The organism is Psychrobacter sp. FDAARGOS_221 (assembly GCF_002313155.2).
Lineage (GTDB): Bacteria > Pseudomonadota > Gammaproteobacteria > Pseudomonadales > Moraxellaceae > Psychrobacter.
This window is the reverse complement of record NZ_NWFK02000001.1, coordinates 1,758,532-1,780,863: the sequence shown is the minus strand read 5'-3', so window position 1 is coordinate 1,780,863 and position 22,332 is coordinate 1,758,532. Positions and strand designations below refer to the sequence as shown.

General features: G+C 44.9%; 17 protein-coding genes. 9 read left to right on the top strand and 8 right to left on the bottom strand.

The genetic code is table 11. From position 1 onward, the window contains the following. Positions 1–63 precede the first annotated feature (63 nt). The 5 genes from A6J60_RS07450 to A6J60_RS07430 all read right to left on the bottom strand — a co-directional run bounded on the left by A6J60_RS07450 (position 64) and on the right by A6J60_RS07430 (position 7,664). Positions 64–690 (bottom strand): YceI family protein, encoded by a 627-nt coding sequence (locus A6J60_RS07450; RefSeq protein WP_096065421.1) that lies wholly within the window; start codon positions 688–690, stop codon positions 64–66. A 132-nt stretch (positions 691–822) separates the two neighbouring features. Continuing rightward, complete coding sequence (locus A6J60_RS07445; RefSeq protein ID WP_096065420.1) at positions 823–3,906, bottom strand: efflux RND transporter permease subunit; 3,084 nt, start codon at positions 3,904–3,906, stop codon at positions 823–825. A 59-nt stretch (positions 3,907–3,965) separates the two neighbouring features. Then, a complete protein-coding gene (locus A6J60_RS07440; RefSeq protein ID WP_096065419.1) occupies positions 3,966–5,411 on the bottom strand; it encodes an efflux RND transporter periplasmic adaptor subunit in 1,446 nt (481 codons plus the stop codon). A gap of 83 nt (positions 5,412–5,494) precedes the next feature. Further along, positions 5,495–6,136 (bottom strand): MOSC domain-containing protein, encoded by a 642-nt coding sequence (locus tag A6J60_RS07435; RefSeq protein WP_227526185.1) that lies wholly within the window; start codon positions 6,134–6,136, stop codon positions 5,495–5,497. Between the two features lie 400 nt (positions 6,137–6,536). Then, positions 6,537–7,664, bottom strand: coding sequence for an OmpW/AlkL family protein (locus A6J60_RS07430; protein ID WP_096065417.1), 1,128 nt, complete (start codon positions 7,662–7,664; stop codon positions 6,537–6,539). Between the two features lie 721 nt (positions 7,665–8,385). Here A6J60_RS07430 and A6J60_RS07425 point away from each other — a divergent pair. Both A6J60_RS07425 and A6J60_RS07420 read left to right on the top strand, forming a co-directional pair. Then, positions 8,386–9,789 (top strand): FAD-binding oxidoreductase, encoded by a 1,404-nt coding sequence (locus tag A6J60_RS07425; protein ID WP_096065416.1) that lies wholly within the window; start codon positions 8,386–8,388, stop codon positions 9,787–9,789. Between the two features lie 248 nt (positions 9,790–10,037). Further along, positions 10,038–10,769, top strand: coding sequence for a glycosyltransferase family 2 protein (locus tag A6J60_RS07420; RefSeq protein WP_096065415.1), 732 nt, complete (start codon positions 10,038–10,040; stop codon positions 10,767–10,769). Between the two features lie 130 nt (positions 10,770–10,899). Here the strand turns inward: A6J60_RS07420 and A6J60_RS07415 are convergent, their stop codons facing one another. Further along, positions 10,900–11,415 (bottom strand): O-acetyl-ADP-ribose deacetylase, encoded by a 516-nt coding sequence (locus tag A6J60_RS07415; protein ID WP_096066519.1) that lies wholly within the window; start codon positions 11,413–11,415, stop codon positions 10,900–10,902. A 332-nt stretch (positions 11,416–11,747) separates the two neighbouring features. Here A6J60_RS07415 and A6J60_RS07410 point away from each other — a divergent pair, with 332 nt between their 5' ends. From A6J60_RS07410 to A6J60_RS13380, 5 genes are all read left to right on the top strand, one after another. After that, on the top strand, positions 11,748–12,311 hold the full coding sequence (locus A6J60_RS07410; protein ID WP_096065414.1) for a TIGR00730 family Rossman fold protein: 564 nt from the start codon (positions 11,748–11,750) through the stop codon (positions 12,309–12,311). 83 nt (positions 12,312–12,394) lie between these two features. Next, positions 12,395–13,501 carry a PTS transporter subunit IIC gene (locus A6J60_RS07405; protein ID WP_096065413.1) on the top strand — a complete coding sequence of 369 codons (1,107 nt, stop codon included), beginning with the start codon at positions 12,395–12,397 and terminating at the stop codon, positions 13,499–13,501. A gap of 133 nt (positions 13,502–13,634) precedes the next feature. Next, positions 13,635–14,486: an arylamine N-acetyltransferase family protein gene (locus A6J60_RS07400; protein ID WP_096065412.1), complete on the top strand. Its 852-nt coding sequence runs from the start codon at positions 13,635–13,637 to the stop codon at positions 14,484–14,486. Between the two features lie 198 nt (positions 14,487–14,684). Further along, a complete protein-coding gene (locus A6J60_RS07395) occupies positions 14,685–15,218 on the top strand; it encodes a DUF2058 domain-containing protein (RefSeq protein ID WP_096065411.1) in 534 nt (177 codons plus the stop codon). Positions 15,219–15,697: 479 nt separating this feature from the next. Next, positions 15,698–15,868, top strand: coding sequence for a hypothetical protein (locus A6J60_RS13380; protein ID WP_193778036.1), 171 nt, complete (start codon positions 15,698–15,700; stop codon positions 15,866–15,868). Positions 15,869–15,981: 113 nt separating this feature from the next. On the opposite strand, the gene A6J60_RS07390 is transcribed toward A6J60_RS13380, so the two are convergent. After that, entirely contained in the window at positions 15,982–17,688 is a 1,707-nt protein-coding gene (locus A6J60_RS07390; protein WP_193778035.1) for a flavin-containing monooxygenase, read from the bottom strand. Positions 17,689–18,330: 642 nt separating this feature from the next. Between A6J60_RS07390 and A6J60_RS07385 the strand changes: the two genes are divergently transcribed. Next, positions 18,331–18,861: a Spy/CpxP family protein refolding chaperone gene (locus tag A6J60_RS07385; RefSeq protein WP_096065410.1), complete on the top strand. Its 531-nt coding sequence runs from the start codon at positions 18,331–18,333 to the stop codon at positions 18,859–18,861. Between the two features lie 635 nt (positions 18,862–19,496). After that, positions 19,497–19,967, top strand: coding sequence for a hypothetical protein (locus A6J60_RS07380; RefSeq protein WP_127891436.1), 471 nt, complete (start codon positions 19,497–19,499; stop codon positions 19,965–19,967). 59 nt (positions 19,968–20,026) lie between these two features. Here A6J60_RS07380 and recG read toward each other — a convergent pair whose 3' ends face one another. Further along, positions 20,027–22,261, bottom strand: a complete 2,235-nt coding sequence (recG, locus tag A6J60_RS07375) for an ATP-dependent DNA helicase RecG (protein WP_096065408.1) — start codon at positions 22,259–22,261, stop codon at positions 20,027–20,029. Positions 22,262–22,332 lie beyond the last annotated feature (71 nt).

Here is a 22,332-nt window from a genome sequence, read left to right as displayed (position 1 = left end):
TAAATCGTTACTGTTATGGTTATTGAATGTGGGTCATCGGCTTATTGCTGCATCGCTTCGATATTATTGCTTCACCGCTTCGATTTGGATGTTAAGGTCAACATTTTTGGTCATGCCTAACAGAACATATTTGCTGATGCCCCACTGAGTACGATCAATGGTGGTTTTAAAATCACCGCCGCAGACAGACTTTTTAAAGATAGGGCTAAAGTAGCAGTTAAATTTGGTAGCGGTTAATTGAACCGGTTTAGTTTTGCCATTTAAAGTTAAGTTGCCATCTACTTGGGTCACTACTGACTTAGTGCTAAAGCCTGATTTGACGTCTTCAAAATGCCACTGCGTCGATTCAAAGCGGGCAGTGGGATTGTTTGTTACATCAAAGAAGTCACTGCCTTTTAGATGCTCATCAAATTCAGAATTGCCAGTATTAATAGTATCTAGAGGAATAACGATTGACACATGACCGGTTTTGGCTTTCGGGTCATAGTCGATTTTACCGGTTAAATTGTAAAAGCCGCCAGTATTGGTAGAGGTGCCAAAGTGGTCAATAGCAAAGCGTACATTGGCGTGAGTGGGATCGATGTCGTAAGTAGCAGCATGGGCGCTACTCATTATCGTCAATGCTAAGCCGGTAGCGGTTAATAGAGGTAACAAGCGAAAAGAAGAAAGGCGCTGAATAGATGATGTCATAAGAGAAACTCCCTGTTATTGTTTTAATGTCATTATTAATATTGATTTAGGGCATGTCCTCAATGGTGTAAATGAAGACACGCCCTAGAGTGGTGTTGCTATTTTTTTAGTGAATTATGAGTCCGGTATCAACTAATCGGTCTTGCCGTGTGGCTGTAACCACTTAGCAAACCAGCGTGATATATCATCCATAAAGGTATAAACCATAGGGATAACAATCAAGCTCAGCAGGGTTGAAGTCACCAATCCACCCAGAACAGCGGCAGCCATTGGACGGCGGAAAGTTGAATCAATATCACCTAGACCAAAGATGAGGGGTAACATACCGGCACCCATAGCGACGGTGGTCATAATAATGGGCTGTGCCCGTTTGCGACACGCATCAAGTAGTGCTTCAAATCGGGTTAGACCATGTTCACGCTCGGCCAAAATAGCATAATCAACCAGTAAGATTGAGTTTTTGGTCGCGATACCCATCAGCATAATAAAACCAATCATCGAAGGCATCGACAAGCTACTGTTACTCAGCACTAGGCCAACGAAAGCACCGCCAATCGATAACGGTAATGCCATCAAAATGGTCAATGGCTGCAATACTTTACCAAACAGTAAAATCAACACCCCAAAGATACAGATAATGCCAATACTGATCGCAATCACAAAGCCGCTGAATAGCTCAGCCATACTTTCGGCCTGACCTTGGTCAATCAAGCGGATATCAGCAGGTAAGCTGCCAGGTTGTAAGCTGGGTAGTCCCTTAACAGCGGTGATTAACTCACCCAGCTCACCTTCACCGACTTGAGCGGTAATGGTGATAGCACGCTCACGGTCAAAGCGGCGGATTTCCGCAGGACCGGTACCAAATTCTAATTGCGCAACTTCACTAACACGGGCGCCAGAACTGCCATTGCTAGGTACATACAGATCACCCAATTGGCTAACATTGTCTTTTACATTATCCGGCAAGCGCACCACGATAGGCACTTGGCGCGTATCTAAGTTTAGCTTTGACAATCGCTGCTCATAGTCGCCTAGAGTGGCAACGCGTAAGGTATCAGCAACGCCTTGAGTAGTGGCGCCTAAGTCAGCCATAGCGATTCGGTCGGGAATCACGGATAGCTCTTGTCTGGGTAAACTGCGGTTACTGGTCACACTACCGGCCATAGGTAGCGCCCGTATTTCATCCATCACCTGCTGTGCAGTTTTTTCTAATAAGTTGGCGTTGGTACTGGTTAGTGCGAAGCTATAACCAGACTCTCCACCACTGGATAAACCAACATCAAATCGAGCGCTCGGTACTTCGGTTAACACATCGGCGATTTCACGTTCAATGTCTATTTTGCTAGGGCGGGTGCCACGTGGCTCCAGTACGATATCCATACTGGCCGCATTTTCACCGCCACCACCAGAAGAGGCGTCCAGACTGGCTGCTTGTGGATCGCCAATCACACTTAAAATACTTTTTACCCCATCAATTTGGGATACTTTTTGCTGTACCATTTTCGCAATGCGTGTGGTGTCAGCGAGGCTCGCATCTGGAGTCAGTTCAATGCCAATACGCGACTGATCGATGTCATTTTCTGGAATAAAGGCGGTTGGCAATAACTTAACCATGGTCAAAGAGCCGGCAAACATTATCAAAGTCACAGCCATGGTCAACCAGCGGTGTTTTAAGGTCCAAGCAACGGTTTTAAGATACAGCTTCATGGTGCGGCTAGTACCTTGCTTGTGGTCTTTTTCAGGACGCAGCACATAGGCGGCCATCATCGGAGTAATGAGGCGTGCAACCAACAAAGACGCAAAAATAGCAATGGCAGCGGTCCAACCAAATTGACGGAAGAATTGACCGACAACGCCACTCATAAATGCGGTCGGTAAAAATACCGCAATTAGGGTAAACGTAGTGGCAATTACTGCCAACCCAATTTCATCAGCAGCTTCCATTGCGGCTTGATAGGGTGTTTTTCCCATCCGCAAATGGCGCATGATGTTTTCGACTTCCACAATGGCATCATCAACCAATACCCCGACCACTAGTGACAGTGCGAGCAGGCTGATCAGGTTTAAACTAAAGTCAAACAGATACATGCCTAAGAAAGTCGGAATAACAGAAAGGGGTAGGGCAACCGCAGCGACCACAGTAGCACGCACGTTGCGTAAGAATAAGAACACCACCACTACCGCCAAGATACCGCCTTCGATCAGCATTCTCAGTGAGGCTTCATAGTCTTCGGCAACCGGCGTTGCTCTATCAAATACTTTGGTAATGGTGTAGCTGGGCATGTCTTTTTGTAATTGCTCAAGCTCAGCATCGACCAGCTCGACGATTTCAACCTCACTGGCACCACGCGAGCGCGACACGTTAAATGCCACTACTGTATTGCCATCGAGGACGGTTAACGAGTCAGGGTCGGCAGTGGCATCTGTAATACGGGCAATCTCGCCCAAGCGCTGAGTGCCGCCTGTGGGTAGTGCAATTTGTAAATCATTGAGCTCACGCGCTTGGCTGACTGCACCTAACACACGGATGGTTTGTTTGCTGCTGCCAACTTTGGATTCACCACCTGAGTTGTCTTGTTGAATACCTGCTACCTGATCAGACAACTGGGTAATGGGTAGCTTTAGGGCGTTTAGACTGGTCGGATCGACCGCAACACGCACCTCCCTTTCAAGACCACCCACACGGCTGACTGAGCTGACGCCTTTGATATCAGACAAGCGCTTGTCGATGGTATCGTCAACAAACCATGATAAGTCCTCAACGCTGACGCCAGGTGCGGTTACGGTATAGGTGACCGCAGGCAAGCCGGCGGTGGTGACCTTAGTCACGATAGGATCTTCTGCGGCAGCAGGTAGGTCAGCTTGCACCTCTCCGACCGCGGAGCGAACATCATCGACCGCTTCTTGAATGTCTTTTTCTAACACAAACTCAGAGGAGATGGTCGCCACCCCAGTTTGTAATGTGGTCCGAATGTGCTTGATACCTTCAATACTTGATATTCGGTTCTCAATCTTCTTGGCCACATCATTTTCAAGCTGATTAGGGGCTGCACCAGGCAAGCTCACGGTGACCACCACTGCTGGCAGGTCAATATCCGGGAACTGCTGGACCTTCATTTGTTTGAAGCCTAAAATGCCGCCCAAGGTCAGCAATATGAATAACAAAATAGCGACCAGCGGATTGCGGATTGAGTAGGCTGAGACGTTAAGACTCATAAATTAGATCCTGCTTGAAAAGTAGAGGTCAAAAACAACGCCGATAAACTATGAAAGCTCTATTGGTCAGCAGTAGCTGCTTCAGGCTGCGCCACACGAACCACATCGCCATCACTTAGGAAGTTACCCCCTTGGCGTACGATAGGGTCTTCTGTTTCGAGAGGCTCAAGCAATATCACTCGATCGCCTTGGCGTTCACCCAGTGCTACTTTGACGCGAGATACGCGGTGAATGGTTTCGCCTTCATCGTTGGTATCGGCTCGCACTTGCATCACATAGTCATAACCATCTTGAGTAATCACCGCACTAACCGGAATAGTGATCTGGTTGTTGCTGCCAAGCTTGAATACACCACGTTGATACATACCGGCTTTGGCATAAGGACTTCTATTTAAAGAGGCATAGATAGTAATTTGACGACTGCCTTCTTCAGCGGTAGGCGAGATGCGGGTTACTTTACCCGATACGCTACGGTTATCCGGTAGGCTCACTTCAACCGTGGTGCCGACGTTAATAGAACCCACTTTATTGGGATCAACTTGGGCTTGCCACTCAAGTTGACCGTCTTCAATAATGGTAAATAAAGGCTCAGGACCAGGTACGTTACCCACATCTGCATTCTTTTCGCTAATAACGCCACTGACAGGGGCAGTAACTTTCGCATTTTGCATGGTTACTTTTTGGTTGTTCAGACGTGCTCTTGACGCCGCAACTGACGCTGCCGCCTGATTGGCGGTGGCAACATAACGATCAGCCTCTTGTTCGCTAATAGCACGAATGTCTAATAAAGGCAGCACGCGCTCGGCATCTTTTTTGGCTAAGTCATAATTAGACTCAGCTTCTGCTAGCTCAGCTTGGGCTTGGATGATTTGTTGCTGAATGGCATCGGTATCGAATACGGCCAATACTTGACCTTTTTTGACCTGACTGCCTTCTTTTACCAGCACTTGCTCTAAAGCCACGCCACTGACTTTACCACTGACAGAAGACACATTTTCAGGGCTAATGGTGCCATCTGCAGACAGATCGTTGCTCATCTCAGAAGGCTCTGGCTTGACGGTTTCTACCGTTAATACTGGCTTTTGAGTCACTTCTTTTTCAACTTCGGTAACGCCGGTAGCAGTAGCCACTTGTGGCGATACAGTTCTTTCTTCATCTGAGGCGTTGGCCTCTAGCTGTTTTTGTTGCCACCATTGGCCGGCAAAAACACCAATCGCTAAAGCGACTAGCACTAGCGGCAATACCCATAGCCAGTTCGGCTTTGATTGAGTGGCAGCTTTGGCTGTATAGGTCGGGTATTTTACGGTGCTATTGGCCGTTGTATCGACTTTACCAGTAACCTTGCCATCAGCGCTTTTATTAGCATTAGAGCTATCATTAGCATTAGGGCTATCAGTAGAAGCATTGCCACTCGTTTTCGAACCAACATCAGCTTGATGTTGGTCAGCAGAATGGTTGTCTGCTTCGGTCGGCTTTTTGTTATTTGAATCTGAAGAAGTTGTCATATTAGTCTCGCAAACACCTGGGTTTGGATAAATAAAATTATTGGCAATTAAAATAATATATCAATTTAAACAAAATAATGGCGCTAGGTCTGTTTGATTTTTTTCGCCAGTGCTTTTCTCCAGCTGTCTTCTAAGCAATCAATCGCCAACCAAGGCTCAATGACATCAGCGCTTACCGGTTGTTTTTGATTCGTAAGCTGCCACAACGTCTGTAAGTTGGCAAAGGGATAAGGGCGCTTGATTAAATAAACCGGCATACCTTGATTTATTACCCCTTCTTTGACCACTTGGAAGTACCAACCGGCAATGCCTTGGCTGGTAATCCACGCAGCGATATTACGATTGCTAGCCATTGGTCCAATTTGATCATTAATTTTGTAGCAGGGGCGTCTGGGTTGCACAATGCGTAGCTGCACGCAGTCATCACCATCGCCGTATTGATAAATATCACCAATACAGACAGTAGATTCGCTCATATCAACAGCGTCGCTAACAGCTGTGGTTATAAGGTTTTCACCCAGTAGTCCAGCCGCTAGTTTTAGATCAAATTCGGCATTAAGTTTATCATAAGTGGTTGTCGGCATTTGATGTACTGCCTTTAAGTGACCGCCATGGTGGCGCCTATCTGCTTGCTCATCGCTAACCAACCCCAAGTAATTGACCGCAACCGGCGCTTGAATAGGTATCTTATTAATGGCGCTGAGCTGCTCGCGGGTAAATGGCATCGCCTTACCTGCACGCACATCGGTTAAAGTCGCTATCTGTAATGGCAGCTGTTGTGAACCGAGGGACTGTGCATTCACCGTGTTTTGTAAATCAGAACTGGAAAAATCAGTACTCGATAAGGCAGCTTCGGCAGTATTGGAGGTAGGTTGGGGCATAGCAGCTCACTCATCATTATTGTTCAAAAATCTTATCAGTATATCTTATCAGTAGTGCGATAGAAGTACGAGCTTGGTTATACTAGTTAAAGATTACTAATAGTCAGTATAACCAAGCACAATCAAACACCATGGTAGTAATAATAGTAAGCATAATAAAAAAACGCACATTCTAAGAATGTACGTTTTTTATTAATCATTTCTATGTTGTCTACTCTAGTCTGTATAGAGTGGGAGAGAAGACCTAGAAGCGGTAACCCACACCTAGATAGGTAATATATGGGTCGATGTCAATTTTTGACTTAGCACGAATCAGCTCATCACCTGCATCATTGTTAACGGTAATGGTGGTCTCGCTGTCAAGTTTGGCATAGGTTACAGAGCCAACTGCAAACCAGCTTTCGTCGAAGTCATAAGTCGCGCCAAGTGTCAGCATAGGGGCCCAAGCACTATCTGCTTCTACTTTAATACGCATGCCACTGTCAGAAGGAGTCACTCTTCCATCAGGACCATCATACTGTAAAGACTGTCCCGCTTGGCCATTTTTGATGTTTTGAATCATGTGGCCTGCATCCGTTAAGTCTTGACGAATACCAGAGTTAAGTTTTAGGTCATTGAAGTGAGCGTACATCAGACCTGCACCCACATAAGGGCGGAACTTATTAACACCAGATTTACCAAATTGATAATGGATTTCAGCAGCAGGTAACCAAGCGCGAGCGGTAGAAGCTTTACTACCCTGGGTCATATCTGTGATTTCGATATTCTTTTTAATATCAAACTCACTTAAACCTAGAGCAACAGCAGTCGGACCAGGACTCACCGTACCTTCAAAAGGTGCGATAACAGTACCTTTACCTAGGATATCAACTTTAGGCGGGATACCAGCTTTGACCTCAAGTGACCAATTATCGGTAAAGAAGTAGTTGAATAATAGGCCAACGGTATCAACATCGTCAGACTCAAGGCCAGTACCTGCAGTAGCAAAGTTCTGAAGGCCATTGATAACCGTTGACCCTGAGGCATTAAGCGCACCTAAGTCTGGATCTGAGTCGTCTGATATTAATCCGTCAATAGTGCCATAAACTTTATCATATACATCTTTATCTTGATTAGGGTCAATAACATCCCTAACTGTACTGGCTCTGACACTACCATTTTCATGGCTTGAGCCATCTTGAATGGCGGTGGTGTTTTTAATAGGAGTCGCATCACCGCTTGGGTTGGCATGTAACCAACCTGCAGAAACCGAGAAGCGTTTAAAGCTACCATCTGTCTCAATGTATTTTTTGTAATCAAACTCTGCAAAAGCAGACGTGCTAAAGATGACGGGGGCCGCGACAACGCAGGCAAGTGATAGGGCTTTATTCATGATACATCCTTGTATAAGCAAAGTGTCGAGTTCACACTAACTATTAATATGGCAGCATACTTTATGATTAGCGCTTGATACAGTTATCTTATTGATACAAAGATATCTTTATCAAGATATAGCTAACTTTGTAGTGTGCTAAACGTTATAATCTGCAATAACTTCCATGTAGATTTTATCAGGCGTTTCAAAACAGTTTTTACGCTGTTGACGATGAGCATATAATTAATCTGATCATAACCACACTGTTTATTTATAGTAAGCTTCTAAAAAGCAGCTTCTAAAAAAGTGTTGTCATCCTGTGTCAACTTAGTAACAATTGTTTCAATGACGTCTTCATTCTAGAAAATTTACCAACGTTAGTCAATCGCTATCGTATAAATTTGATTTATAAAGCAATTTAGATAAAACTAACGTTCTAATTGCCAACAAATGTAAGCAATTTGAAGAGTTATTTGCTGTCACTTTACAATTAACACGGTCAGTATTTGTTCAATAATAATAGTTTTGACACCAACATTAGTGATAGCGTTGAACCAAACAGATTGATAAAGCTTGACCAAAAACGCTGAGAAATTGGATGAAAACAGCTTAACCATTTACTCAGAAGTCTTTAATATAGTGATTAACCAGTTTATCCATTAATTTATATAGCAGTTAAGTCCTAAAGCAAGTAAGTCGTATAGCCATAAAACATCATCTAACCCTAAGGAGTTCTGTCATGAGTCAAACAGCCAATCAATCCTCTCAACCAGCACGCTATGAAGAGGCCATTGCTAAATTACAAGCGCACTTTGCCGATAAGCTCAGTGTTAATCTGACGACGCGTCAGCAACACGCACACACCATGACGTGGTTGAAAAATCAGCCAGCAGATGCGGTACTTGTGGCTCAAAGCAAGCAGGACGTAGCGCAAGCGGTTGAGATTTGTAACCAATATAAGATGCCAGTGATTGCTTTTGGTATCGGCTCATCATTAGAAGGGCAGCTGAACGCACCTGAGGGCGGGCTGTGTATTGATATGAGTGAGATGAACGAGGTGTTACAGGTTAATAATGAAGACTTAACCGTCACCGTTCAGCCCGGTGTTACTCGTGAGCAGCTCAATCACTATCTGCGCGATACAGGCTTATTTTTCCCGATTGATCCAGGTGCCAATGCCACTATTGGGGGTATGGTCGCCACGCGTGCGTCGGGTACCAATGCGGTGCGTTATGGCACCATGAAAGATGTGGTGCTGTCATTAGAGATTGTCACGGCTGAAGGTAAAATCATTAAAACCGGTAGCCGTGCCAAAAAGTCAGCGGCTGGTTATGACTTAACCCGTCTAATTATTGGCTCAGAAGGTACCTTGGGTATTGTCACCGAGATTACCTTAAAGCTATTTGGTATTACGGAGTGTATCGGCAGTGGTATCTGTCATTTTCCAAGCGTAGAAGCTGCCTGTGAAGCGACGATGATGACCATTCAGATGTGTTTGCCGATTGCCCGTATTGAGCTGTTAGATGCGCTACAAGTCAAGGCGTGTAACCAGTACTCTAATTTAAATCTAAAAGAGACGCCGACCTTATTTATTGAGTTTCATGGCAGTGAGGCCAGTGTCCAAGAGCAGGCACAAATCTTCGGTGAAATTGTAGAGGAGTGCGGTGGCTCAGACTTTGCTTGGGATACCAACGAAGTTGAGCGCAACAAACTATGGCATGCGCGCCATAACGCTTATCCGGCCAGCTGTGCGCTACGCCCTGAAGCCAAAGCGTTGTCAACCGATGCCTGTGTGCCTATTTCACGTCTGGCAGAGTGCGTCAGTGAAACCGCCAAAGACATTGAGGCCTCGGGTATGATTGGGCCTATCGTTGGGCATGTGGGTGACGGTAACTTCCATGTGTTGTTATTGGTCGACACTAATAACCCTGATGAGGTAAAAACGGCTGAAGACTTGGTCGGTCGTCTGGCAAAACGTGCTATCGATATGGACGGTACTTGTACCGGTGAGCATGGTATTGGTCAGGGTAAGCGCAAGTATATGGCTTATGAGCATGGCGAGGCGGTTGTGATGATGCAGGCCATCAAGCAGGCGCTGGATCCGAACAATATCCTAAATCCAGGCAAAATTTGGCCACAATAGGTGTTGGAAGGCTAAATTAATTAAATAGCTAAATAGTTATTTAATACTGATTGAGCACCAATAGTTAGCCGCAATCGCCTATATTTGAGGTCGTTTGACTAAAAGTCTGCATGGTTTTTAGTCAAAGCCGCTGGGCGATTGTTTAGCATAATGATACTGACATATTTAGGACGTAGCATGGGTAACGTCGGTCTAGGACTGGCGTTACCTTTTTTATGTATGTGCTTAACACCCTATAGGATGGCCCTGTGTCTTCAGTCAGTATTGTTATTATTACCTTAAATGAGGCCGAGCGTATCAGTGGACTGCTCGATGACTTGGTGCAGCAAACGCATCAAGACTTCGAGGTTATTTTGGTCGATTCAAACAGTGACGATGAGACCTGTGCCATCGCCGAAAGTTATGCTACGCGGTTACCACGGCTGCATATCGAGCAGATGAGCACAAGAGGCGTGTGTTTGGGGCGCAATACCGGTGCAAATCTGGCTCAGTATGAGCGCCTGCTGTTTTTGGATGCCGATGTGCGCCTAGCGCCTGACTTTCTACAACAAGCGTTACAGCATTTAAACACCAAGCAGCTTCAAGTGGCTGGGGTGTACTTGTCGCCAAAAGGATTGCCCAAACGTTATAGTCTTGGCTATAAGCTGTTTAATATCGGCATTGGTTTGACTCAGTTTGTGTTCCCAACTGCTATTGGTGCCTGTTTGTTTTCTACCAAACGCGTACATACTACCATTAATGGCTTTGATACTACTATCAGCCTGTGCGAAGACTGTGATTATGTCAATCGTGCCAGTCACATTACCCGGTTTCGTATGTTGCCTTTAGGATTTACCTTTGACCCAAGGCGTCTCAAACAAGATGGGGTACTAACCACTGGAAGAAAATATTTGCATGCCAATCTACACCGATTGTTTATCGGTGAGGTGCGCAATCAAAAAATCCGCTATGAATTTGGTCATTACAAATCTAAGCCATAGCTCAAAAAGTCTAAAAAGTTTTAATTCAAACAGCTTTCATTTAAATAGCTTTTATTTCAACAGCCTCAAACCAAATAGTCTTTATCTAAATAGCTTTCATTTAAGTAGCTCTAACTTAAATAGCTGTCATCTAAAAAGCCTCAAACTGTTGTTGATAAATAGCGGCATCAGCAGCTGAAAAACAACAAAATATCACTTCTTTGGTGACGGCTTCTGCTGCGCTCACCTGTCTTAAGCTGTCTATCACAGTAGCAATGGCAATCTTGGTCGCTTCCTCAATAGGATAGCCATAGACGCCAGTACTAATCGCAGGAAAAGCGATACTAGCGATGTTGTTTTGTTGCGCCAGTTGCATACAGTTACGATAGCAATTGGCCAGTAACTCAGGCTCTCCTTTTTCACCGCCATGCCAGACTGGGCCGACAGTATGAATCACCTGCTTTGACGGTAGCTTAAAGCCTGGGCTGATTTTTGCTTCTCCAGTAGGGCAACCATTTAAGGTGCGACAATAGGCCAACAGCTTTGGGCCAGCGGCTTTATGAATGGCACCGTCGACACCACCGCCGCCAAGCAAACTTGAGTTGGCCGCATTGACGATTGCATCAACGGGTAAGGTGGTAAGGTCGGCCTGAATCACTGTTAACATTACTTCTGAATGGGAGTGAGATTCAGCATCGTTAGCGGAGCTGATTTTGATTTGAGCAAGTGGAGATAGGGCAGTGCTATCAAACACACTGTGGTTATCGGCAGCTGAATGAGAATGAGAGGCTGACATGGTACACACTCCTTAATGGTGATTAACAGGCTTTGGTTATTAAAATTTAGCATTTAGTATAAGCCAAACGCACTGTCTAAAACCAATCAACCAAAACCGACAATAAACATCAGCAGCCATAGTGTGCTAAGTACTTTATACACAGCAGTGATAGAATACAGGCTTTAGTACAGACAAGCGTTAGACAAAAGGAATAATAAAATATGCGAGTAGCGGTTTATTGTGGATCAAGCGAAGGGTTAGAGCCCATTTACGTCGAGCAAACTCGATTGTTTGCGGCGGCATTAGGACGTCATCAACTGGATGTGGTGTATGGCGGCGGTAAAGTCGGGCTAATGGGTGTATTGGCCAATGCTGCGGTTGCCGCAGGTTTACACGTTATTGGCGTTATCCCTAAGCATTTATCCGATAAAGAGTTGGCACACACCGGCATCAATGAGTTGATTTTGGTCAAAGACATGCATGAGCGCAAACAAAAAATGGCACATTATGGCGATGCTTTTGTGGCATTGCCAGGCGGTGCAGGGACATTAGAAGAGTTATTTGAGGTATGGACTTGGGCTCAGCTTGGATTACATGACAAACCTTGCGCCTTTTTAAACGTTAATGGTTACTATGACGGGCTATTAAGCTTCTTAGCTGACATGGTTAAGGCTGGATTTATGCGTCAGACTTATCTGGATATGTTGATCGTGTCTGATGACATTAATGAGCTGCTTGAGAAGCTACAGGACTATACGCCTCCGCCCCCAAAGTGGGAAAAATAGCCGATGACAGCGTTAATCGAGCAATAGCACCATCAAAATAAAAAAACAGATTCAGATTTAGAATCAGTATAGGGATACCCGCCATGAGCACCACATCGAAGCAATCGTCACCGAACACTCTATTACCCACGCCTTTGCGTGCTTTTTTCAATAAGTATTTGATTGATGCCTTTACCGGTATGGCGCTGGGTCTGTTTGTGACCTTGATTGCAGGGCTGATTTTCTCTCAAGCGGGGTTAGCACTTAATCTGCCGCTGTTAATGGATTTAGGTAAGTTGGCGTCAATCTTGATGGGTGCTGGCATCGGGGTCGGTATCGCTTATTATTTAAAGGCGCCAACCTTGGTGGTGTTTGCGTGTTTGGTTGCTGGCATGATGGGCGCACATTCTGAAGCTTTGATAGCAGGGCATTTGTTCACGCCACAAGATGGTTCACCTGCGACATTTTTAGCAGTACCGGGCAATCCAATCGGTGCTTATTTAGCCACGGTATTTGCCTATCGCGCTGGCAGTTGGATTCAAGGCAAAACCAAACTGGATATTATCCTAGTGCCTTGGGCGGTCGGTGTGGTGGCCTTAGCGGTATGCGCTTGGCTCAATCCGCCGGTGGTCAGTGTGGTCAATAGCATTGGTGCCGGTATCGAGATGGCCACTCAGTTACAGCCATTTATGATGGGAATCGTGATAGCAGTGGTGGTTGGACTACTGCTAACCATGCCGACCTCAAGCGCAGCGATTTGTATTGCCATTGGCCTTGATGGTCTAGCGGGTGGCGCTGCTGTGGTCGGCTGCGCGGCGCATATGATTGGCTTTGCGGTGGCCAGTTTCAAAGACAATGGCGTCAGTGGCGTCATCGCTCAAGGACTGGGCACCAGTATGCTACAGATTCCGAATATCTTTAAAAAACCGATTATTTTATTACCGGTAGTGATTGCCAGTGCCGTGGTCGGGCCGATTGCCACTACTGGATTTGGTCTGATGAGTACTGCCAGTGGTGCAGGCATGGGTACTGCTGGCTTTGTCGGGGTGTTTGGGGTGCTTGAAGCCTCTGCTGGCACGCTTAGTAGTAGTCAAATCTGGCTGGCCATTGTGTTATTAATGTTTGCATTACCGGCGCTCATTGCAGGCTTAGTTGCTTGGATGATGCGCCGCGTCGGCTGGATTGATGACGGTGATATGACTTTACCCTAACCTTAACCAAACCGGCTATTACTTTAACCAACCGTTACCTTATTTCATACCCAGTTTGTTAAGATGAAGTTTATTAAGATGAAACGTATAACCTTACCTCTATAACAATAAATACTTACAAGCTGGAGCAGTTATGAATAGCAAACAGACAGACACTAAACGCATTATTGATCACTATCTAGAGACGCTTAACATTGATCCAGACCTAAAAACGCTAGAAGATATTTCCAAGCTGGCAGACGCTCATCTGAAAGCCTTTGCCTTTGGTAATCCAAAGATCTTAGTTGGGGAGTCGGTACCGATAGATCTTGAAGGCATCTACAATAATTTAGTGGTCAATAAACGTGCTGGTTACTGCTTTGAACACAACAAGCTGATGTATGAAACCCTTAAGTTAAAAGGCTTTGAGGTGACTCAGCACATTGCGCGTGTGGTGAATAATGAGGCCCCAAGAGCACCGCTGACCCATCGCGTGACTATTTTGTATTATGAAGGTGAGACGTACTTGGTCGATGTGGGCGTTGGCTTTCGCAGCCCAAGCGTGGCGGTTAAGTTTGGCGACACCAATGAGCCTGCGGTGAGTCACTTAGGTATTCCTTACAAAGTACTGCCAGTAGACGCTGATAAAGGCGTGTACACCATGCAGCTTGTTGAAAAAGGCAAACCATTTAACGCGACTCAGTTTAATTTAATCGAAAATGTCGAAGCTGACTTTCAGATGGGTAACTTCTACTCTTACATGAACCCAGAGGGTTTATGGCGCAACACGCTAGTGGTTTCTTGCAATACAGAGGATTCAATCAACTCGCTGCGTAACAATGCCTACTTTAAGATTCATGCTGACAGCACCGAACAGATTGAAATCACTGAGTTTGATCAGTTCAGCGATATTATGCAAAATGAGCTAAAGGTGAACTACACTAAGCAGGAGCTAGCCCAATTGTTCGAGGGCTATGTTAAAGACAAATCCAATAACACCCAATGATACCCAATATTACACAGTGGGTTTATGGCTTGCTTATACATAGGGTTGGCAGGATAGGAGTCGGTTAAAACACAAATGTGATGACACTGAGCTATAAAACTTGCTACTCTATTTGGTTATTACTTTTATTTGGTTGATGTCGCGAATATTATAAAGATTTGAATTGACGACATCAGCTTAAGCGTTAAGGAACGATTCATGGCGAAAAATGCGTTACAGGCACAACTGTTAAAAGCTGGATTGGTAGACAGCAAAAAAGCCAAAAAACTGACCAAACAAGCCGAACACGCTAAGCGTACCGGTAATGCCCCTGATGCCGAGATCAAAAAAGCGGTGGCTGATGCACAAGCTGAAAAGCTAAAAAAAGACCAACAGCTTAATCAGCAGCGCCAGCAAGCGCTAGAAGAAAAAACGCTCAGAGCCAACATCATTCAAATGATTCAGCAGCATCAAATCACCGATACTCAAGGTGATATTGAGTATCGCTTTGTTGATGACAGCAAAATCAAAAAGTTAAACATCACTCAAAAGTTGTTTGATCAAATTGTTGCCGGTCACGTCAGTATCGCCCGTCTAGAAGAGGGCTATGCCTTGCTACCACGACCGTTAGCGGATCGTATTAATGACAAGCTTGAAGGTTTTATTGTTGAATCTAATGATAAGGCGGACGACCAACCAGCAGAAGATGATCCGTATGCTGAGTATGTGATACCTGATGATTTGATGTGGTAATTGACTTAATTTGGTTCTGCTAATAATAGCGATACCTGATAGCCGTACTCTGTAATTCGTGCTCTATAATAACAGTGCGCTGTAATAATGCAGCATGGTAGGAGTAGGGTAGCGGTTAAATAGACATAAATATTTAAAACATGCGCTTCATTATAAATGTTTGCTTACTTAATATTACACAGCGCATACAGGACACGCTTGAGTTAAATCCTAGGTTTGCTACTATTAAGTTAACACTTTTGCCATCGACGCTAATGGCTAACTAACTATTTATTACTTATGATTCTTCTGTATTTTTAAATAAGTAGTTTGAGTCATGTTAGTGAGATAGGTTTCACGTGAAACAGCTATTAAGTTGAATAAATGCTAGTGAAATAGATGGTGAAAGGGATACAATTTAAATATTTATCGCTTTATTATTTTTAATGGATTTGTTTTTAATCATTTTATTAATGAAGTAACCAATCAAGGAGTTGAATATGGCTAAGAAGTCAGATATTAAAGATCTTAAAAAAGACATCAAACAGGCTAAAAAAGAAGCCAAGAAAGAAGTGAAGCAAAAGAAAAAAGAAATTAAGAAGCTAAAAAAGCAGCTTAAAAAAGACAAAAAACAGTCTAAGAAGCAAAAGAAAAACAAAAAGAAAAAATAAGCCGTTACCTTAATGGTTTATAAGATGTCATGATCGATAGACATAAAAAAAAGAGGACAGTAACCACTGTCCTCTTTTTTAATGTGTTAATTTAATGGATTAGCCGTTAAACGCTAACGTTTAAAGTGTAGCCATTTGTCTTCAACGCGGCGGTATTTAAGCATAATCACATCGCTAAAATAATTATTGGTCACAAACCAAGGGTAGCGGTCGCCCTGTTTTGGCAACACATGTTGTGCGCGGCGAATATAGCCGGCAGTTAGTGATCCCATAATGGTGTCAGGCTGGATATGTGCTTGCTCGCCATCGGTTGCAGTAGGCTTAGGCGTTACCATCTGATAACCATAATGATGCATGTGACGCAGCAGGCGCGTGATATAGCCACAAGCCAGATCTATCTTCAATGTCCAAGAGGCATTGGTATAGCCATATAGCACAGCTATGTTGGGCACATCCTCTACCATCACCGCTTTATAGGTCATCTTTTTGCTTACCTCTTCGAGTTGACCGTCGAGATACACCTGCGCACCGCCAAGCATCTGTAGCTTAAGCCCAGTGGCAGTGATGATAATATCAGCAGGCAAATGATGCCCTGAAGCCAGTTGAATACCTTCTGCTGTAAAGTGATCAATACGGTCTGTCACTACATCGGCATGTCCAGAGCGTACCGCTTTGAACAAATCACCGTCAGGTACAGCGCACAGACGCTCATCCCACGGCTGATAATCCGGCGTAAAGTGCTTCAGCTTATCCTTACTAGCGCCCAGCTCCTTTTTGGCTCGAGTAATCAATCCCTTTTTCAACGTATCCGGCGCTATTCTTGATAGCTGGTAAACCCCTTGCTGTAATAAGATATTTCTGCCACGCACTAATCGATATGCGGTCTGAGGCTTGAGCTTAAAGCGGCTCGATAATGTCTGCACACTGTTATCCTCACTGGGCACACTGCCGATATAAGTGGGTGTGCGTTGTAGCATGGTTACGTGCGCCGCCGCTTGCTGCTTAGCGTGGCTTTGACTGCTGCTCGGATCAATCAATGGCTTGACCAAAGCGGGTACCAAGGTTACCGCCGTTGCGCCACTCCCAATGACAACCACACGCTTGTCCTGATAATCAATCTGCTCATCCCATTGTTGGGGATGCACAATTAACCCTTTAAAGTCTTTTTCACCTTCAAACTGGGGCTGATAACCTTGGTCATAGTCATAATAACCAGTGGCACCAACCACAAATCGAGTGGTTACTTTTCGCTGCTTGCCGCTATTCACATCAGCTAGGGTTACTGTCCAATACTGATGCTTACTCGACCAATCGAGACGAACGACATTGGTATTAAAGCTTATCAGTGATGTAATCGACTCATCTTGAGCGGTTTGCTCAATATATCGCTTAATCGAGTCGGCATCGGCCAATGTCTTATTGCCTAGCCAAGGTCGATGTGCAAAGCCAAAGGTCGTCATGTCAGAGTCAGAGCGAATCCCTGGGTATTTGAACAAGTCCCAAGTACCGCCAATGGCTGCGCGCTTCTCTACAATAGCCACGCGTCCTTTTTTTATTGATTTTGACAAAACTTTATCGCGTTTGATGTGACTGGCCATGTCTATACCCGATAGACCCGCCCCGATGATAAGCACATCTAGCTTGGGTTGTTTGCTGATCAGCGGAAGGCGTGGTAAGCGGCGCCGAGCAGAGGCCGCTGCACGTTTGCGCAAGTTAGGCAATGCCGGCAATTGTGGCAGCTTGGTTGATAGCGGTACCATTGGTTTTATTGAGTTGGAATCAGAATTGGTTTTAGATTTGGTATTGCTGCTGTCAGGCATGATTCTTCCTTGAAACAAGAGGCGGTATATAAAATAGGACAAATAATGAGGTTGTTTTAATAAAGCATAGCGCAGTGGCTGAATAAAAGCAGTTGTTTTTAATAATAAGTGAGAAGCGCTTTTGAATATATCAAAGAAAACAATGTGTTATATCGATACTTTTAACTTTTACAGTTCATCCTTTTATAGAATCAGTTATAGCGGCAGCTCACAAAAATAACGTTTTTTTCTACGCGGTGTTATTTAACAGAAAGATACGGCTTTGGTTGTGCATCTTAGGTAAATGTTCTTATATTCAACAACATAGCAGTATAACAAAAAGCAATTGAGACACAGTTGTTACGCTTCTTAAAACTTCATAAACCTATGCAATAGAAAAGTTGATTATGATGGATGTCGTTGGATATGAGGCGCTTAGCCAAACCTGTATCGAATGCATTAGATATTGTATCGAATACATGGGTATAAAGAGCTAACCGTAAGCTAAACAGTAGTAGCCCTTATCCTCAGTGCTGTTTTTCAATGAGCTTTTTTGAATGACAAGTTTTGAATGTCAGGTTCTAAATGGCAGTGCTGTTATCTATTCAGTCGTCGCAACAGACGATGCAAAATAAATAAATGACAACCCATAAAGGAAATAACATGAAAAAGTTTGCAATGAGTTCACTGGTCGCCGCTTCTAGTTTATTCGCTATGGCAGGTGTCACCCAAGCAACCGCTGCGACTACAGCAACACCAACCACAACGGCGACTGCACAGGCGCAAAACCAACAAGTCGCTCAAGGCGCACAAATCAATGAAGCCAGACAAATAAGAAGAATTGATGGCAATCAGCAGAACCAGCAAGGTCAGCGTCAACAAGGTCAGCATCAGCAACGCCACCAACAGCAAGGTCAGCAACAAGGCAAGCGTGGCGGTATGCAAGCGCTTTACGACAGCTTAAACTTAACTGACACTCAAAAAAGTCAAATTGAGGCGTTAAAAGAAGCGCATCGTAGCCAAAACCCACAGGGTAAACAGTTAACTCCCGAAGAGCGTCAAGCGAAGCGTCAGCAAATGCAACAGGCTCTAGCAAGCATTCTGACTCCTGAGCAGCTTGCACAGCTTGAAAAGATTCAAACCGAGCGTCAAGCGAATAGAGCGACTAGAAATGCAACGCGTAACGCGTCATAAGTCATGCATCATAAGTAACAAGTGACAAGCAACACGTGAGATACGTTAGCAAGGGTGTTGATTTGGATAGCATTTAGTTTTAATAGCTATTTAATTTGAATGGTTTGATTTGAATAGTTATTTGGTTTGGACTGTAAAATACTATAAGACTATCTAAGCGCCCTTGCTACGATAAACTTCCTGTAAAAGACACGTTATAAAATACCTTAATATCCTGTTAAAGCGCTTCAGTTTGCACTGAGGCGTTTTTTTATGGCTGAAAGAAAGCTGAGTTATAAAATCACAGTGTTAGTGTGTCGGTATCAAAACTTTAAACCACTGGGTATATTGGATTAAAGTATCATAGACAACAGGATAGACAACAACAAAAACGCAGCAGCCGAAGCCAACTTGTTATGCCAAAACCCACTCTAAAACAACGGTTAACACGACCAACAGCCAAGCAATTTGTGATAATTAGCTGGGTATATGCTGTGGTGGCACCTATGATAGGCCTCTATATCGCTGATATGGTGACTTCACTTATGGCGCTGTTCATCTTGTTGCTCTGTGCCGTAATTTCTAGGGTTTATTTAAAACCATCATTACCTAAAGCGTTTAAGGGTAATAAGTTAATCAGCTTAATCTGGATACCTTTGCTTCTGTATACATTGATGGACAGCCCTATATTGTTCACTAGGCTTGCCACAGATCCATCGCAGCTACAGCAAGTATCGGGCCTGACCCCATATCGACCCATGACTTATCCAAGCGGTAGAAGAACATCGGCGACTAAATATTTGGTTATCAATAAAGTGCATTTGCATTGTGATTACAGCACCTATGATGGCTGTGCAGATTTATTTGTAGATGAGGGTTATCGTGGTCAGATTATGACGGCTCAATATCAGAAGTTGGGTGGATTTGGTAATTTGGCATATCAGATTGAGGTCGGTAGCGATACGCTATATGACTTCGAAACGCAATATGCTAAATATCGACAGATTCAGCAGCAAAAGCGCAGGGAATGGTTTTGGTCATTTGTGTTATTCGGCTTGATTCCATTTTGGTTTATCAAGCAAGACAGACGTATTTATAAAAGAAAGCAAGCCAGCATTAATGAATAGATTGCTTGGTTTAAGATTAACTATTTTAATGCTCCGTATTTAATACGCCGTACAACCAGCTACACATTGGTATATTTGCTTGCTTCTGGCATCCAGCGGTGAATTAGCTGGGTAACTTCCGTTTTGCGCGAGTCATCATTAATCAAGCGTTTGGCCAGATGACTGGCAATCATCAGTAAGTTTTCATCTCGGGTTAAATCCGACACATAATAGCCCACATTACCGGTTTGGCGCTTGCCAAGTAGCTCGCCGGGACCACGCAGTTGTAAGTCCTTTTGGGCAATCACAAAGCCGTCGTTGCTGTCACGCAACACGTTAAGACGTTCAATCCCCGTCTCGGATAAGGGAGTTTGGTACAGCAATACACAAAAGCTTTTGGTCGAGCCACGGCCAACACGGCCGCGCAGCTGATGTAGCTGTGATAAGCCCAAGCGTTCAGCATTTTCAATCACCATCAAGGAGGCATTGGGCACATCAACCCCGACCTCAATGACCGTTGTTGCGACCAACAAATCCAATTCAGCATTTTTGAACGCCGCCATGATTTGCTGCTTTTCTTTTGACTTCATTTTGCCATGTACCATGCCGATGCGGATGTCCAAGCGCTCACTTAGATCAGCAAAAGTGGCTTCAGCGGCTTGTGCGTTTAAGGTGCTTGAGTCATCGACTAGTGGACAAACCCAATACGCTTGCTTGCCTTCTTTACAGTTAGCGGCAATGCGTTCAATCACCTCATCGCGGCGGGCACGGTCAATGGTGACTGTAGTAATCGGCGTACGTCCTGGCGGTAACTCATCAATAATAGACGTGTCCATGTCGCCATAGGCACTCATCGCTAGCGTACGTGGAATAGGGGTGGCGGTCATAATCAGCTGATGCGGGGTGCTGTCAGCGACGCCTTTATCAGTCAACGCCATGCGCTGCTCAACCCCAAAGCGGTGCTGTTCGTCAATAATGGCCAAGCCCAGTTTGGCAAACACTACCGACTCTTGGAATAGGGCATGGGTACCGACCACGATTTGCACTTCATTTTCTGCGACTTGCTCTAATGACTCTCGGCGCTGCTTGGCCGTTTGCTTACCGGCGAGCCAACCCACACCAATACCTAATGGCTCAAACCAAGCTTTAAAGTTAATCAGATGCTGCTCAGCTAAGATTTCTGTCGGTGCCATCACCGCCACTTGCCAGCCACTATCAAGTGCATAACAAGCCGCCAATGCCGCCACTAAGGTCTTACCAGCACCGACATCGCCTTGCACCAGACGCAGCATCGGAATAGAGGTTGCCATATCGCTGGTGATTTCTTTTACCACTCTGTCTTGAGCACCGGTTAAGCTAAACGGTAGGTTGTCGAGTAGCTGCTTGGCCAATGGGCTGTCACTGTCACATTTGGGTGCTTTGTGCTGATGCAGCTGCTTACGGCGATATAGCATGCTTAACTGATGTGCCGTTAACTCTTCGACAATCAGACGCTGGCAGGCAGGGTGGGTACGCTCTTTTAATTGCTCAAGCTGTGCCACTTGCAAGCTGATATCGGTGTGCATCGGAGGGGTGTGAATTAAAGTCAGCGCTTCAAATAAGCTTAAGCCTTGCCAACTGGGAATGCTGTTATCTATTGGTTGTGGTGATGCAGCGCCGGCAGTGGGCGTTATAGGCAAGCCATACGAATTGGTCGGTAACGGCGCCGGCAAATGATTGACTGCTTCCCAGTCGGAGGCGTTAAACACGCTTAACGGCAAGCCTTGCTGATAGACGGTTTGTAAAGCTAACTTGACCAGAGTGCGTAGCTTATTTTGATGCAAGCCTTTAACGATCGGGTAAATTGGCTGCAACCCAGTATTGACCACAGGCGCACCAGGCGTCACGACCGTATATTCAGGATGTGCCATTTGGATGCCATAACGGCTGTATTTGACCTCACCAAACAGACGTAGTTGAGTGCCTAAGGTCATGGTCTGCGCCAAGCTGGCATAGACTTTAAAAAAGCGCAGTTGCAACGCGCCAGTGGCATCTTCAACCACTACGGTCATGCCACTGCGCTTGTTATCGACAAAAGTCACCTGACCTTCAATTAACGCAGACTGACCGTCTTGTAAGTCGCGAATATTCACTAAGCGACTGCGGTCTTCATAATCGCGGGGCAGATGCAGTAGCAAATCAAACAAACGTACCACGCTCAACTGCTCAAGTTGGCCTTCAATTTTGCTACCGACACCGGCTAGGACATTGACCGGCAGATCAACGGCACTGGTTGGCGGCATCGAGCTAGAGTTTGGATGGGCAGTATCGGGCATGGTCAGCCTCTTGATAAACGGTGGGCGTGATCGAATAACGCTATCACAATATAACGCTATCAATAAGTTGC

Excerpts from the sequence above, each read along its gene's own strand:
- A6J60_RS07450 (WP_096065421.1), bottom strand. The coding sequence starts at position 690 with ATGACATCATCTATTCAGCGCCTTTCTTCTTTTCGCTTGTTACCTCTA.
- A6J60_RS07445 (WP_096065420.1), bottom strand. The coding sequence starts at position 3,906 with ATGAGTCTTAACGTCTCAGCCTACTCAATCCGCAATCCGCTGGTCGCT.
- A6J60_RS07440 (WP_096065419.1), bottom strand. The coding sequence starts at position 5,411 with ATGACAACTTCTTCAGATTCAAATAACAAAAAGCCGACCGAAGCAGAC.
- A6J60_RS07435 (WP_227526185.1), bottom strand. The coding sequence starts at position 6,136 with ATGCCATTTACCCGCGAGCAGCTCAGCGCCATTAATAAGATACCTATT.
- A6J60_RS07430 (WP_096065417.1), bottom strand. The coding sequence starts at position 7,664 with ATGAATAAAGCCCTATCACTTGCCTGCGTTGTCGCGGCCCCCGTCATC.
- A6J60_RS07425 (WP_096065416.1), top strand. The coding sequence starts at position 8,386 with ATGAGTCAAACAGCCAATCAATCCTCTCAACCAGCACGCTATGAAGAG.
- A6J60_RS07415 (WP_096066519.1), bottom strand. The coding sequence starts at position 11,415 with ATGTTAACAGTGATTCAGGCCGACCTTACCACCTTACCCGTTGATGCA.
- A6J60_RS07410 (WP_096065414.1), top strand. The coding sequence starts at position 11,748 with ATGCGAGTAGCGGTTTATTGTGGATCAAGCGAAGGGTTAGAGCCCATT.
- A6J60_RS07405 (WP_096065413.1), top strand. The coding sequence starts at position 12,395 with ATGAGCACCACATCGAAGCAATCGTCACCGAACACTCTATTACCCACG.
- A6J60_RS07400 (WP_096065412.1), top strand. The coding sequence starts at position 13,635 with ATGAATAGCAAACAGACAGACACTAAACGCATTATTGATCACTATCTA.
- A6J60_RS07395 (WP_096065411.1), top strand. The coding sequence starts at position 14,685 with ATGGCGAAAAATGCGTTACAGGCACAACTGTTAAAAGCTGGATTGGTA.
- A6J60_RS13380 (WP_193778036.1), top strand. The coding sequence starts at position 15,698 with ATGGCTAAGAAGTCAGATATTAAAGATCTTAAAAAAGACATCAAACAG.
- A6J60_RS07390 (WP_193778035.1), bottom strand. The coding sequence starts at position 17,688 with ATGCCTGACAGCAGCAATACCAAATCTAAAACCAATTCTGATTCCAAC.
- A6J60_RS07385 (WP_096065410.1), top strand. The coding sequence starts at position 18,331 with ATGAAAAAGTTTGCAATGAGTTCACTGGTCGCCGCTTCTAGTTTATTC.
- recG (WP_096065408.1), bottom strand. The coding sequence starts at position 22,261 with ATGCCCGATACTGCCCATCCAAACTCTAGCTCGATGCCGCCAACCAGT.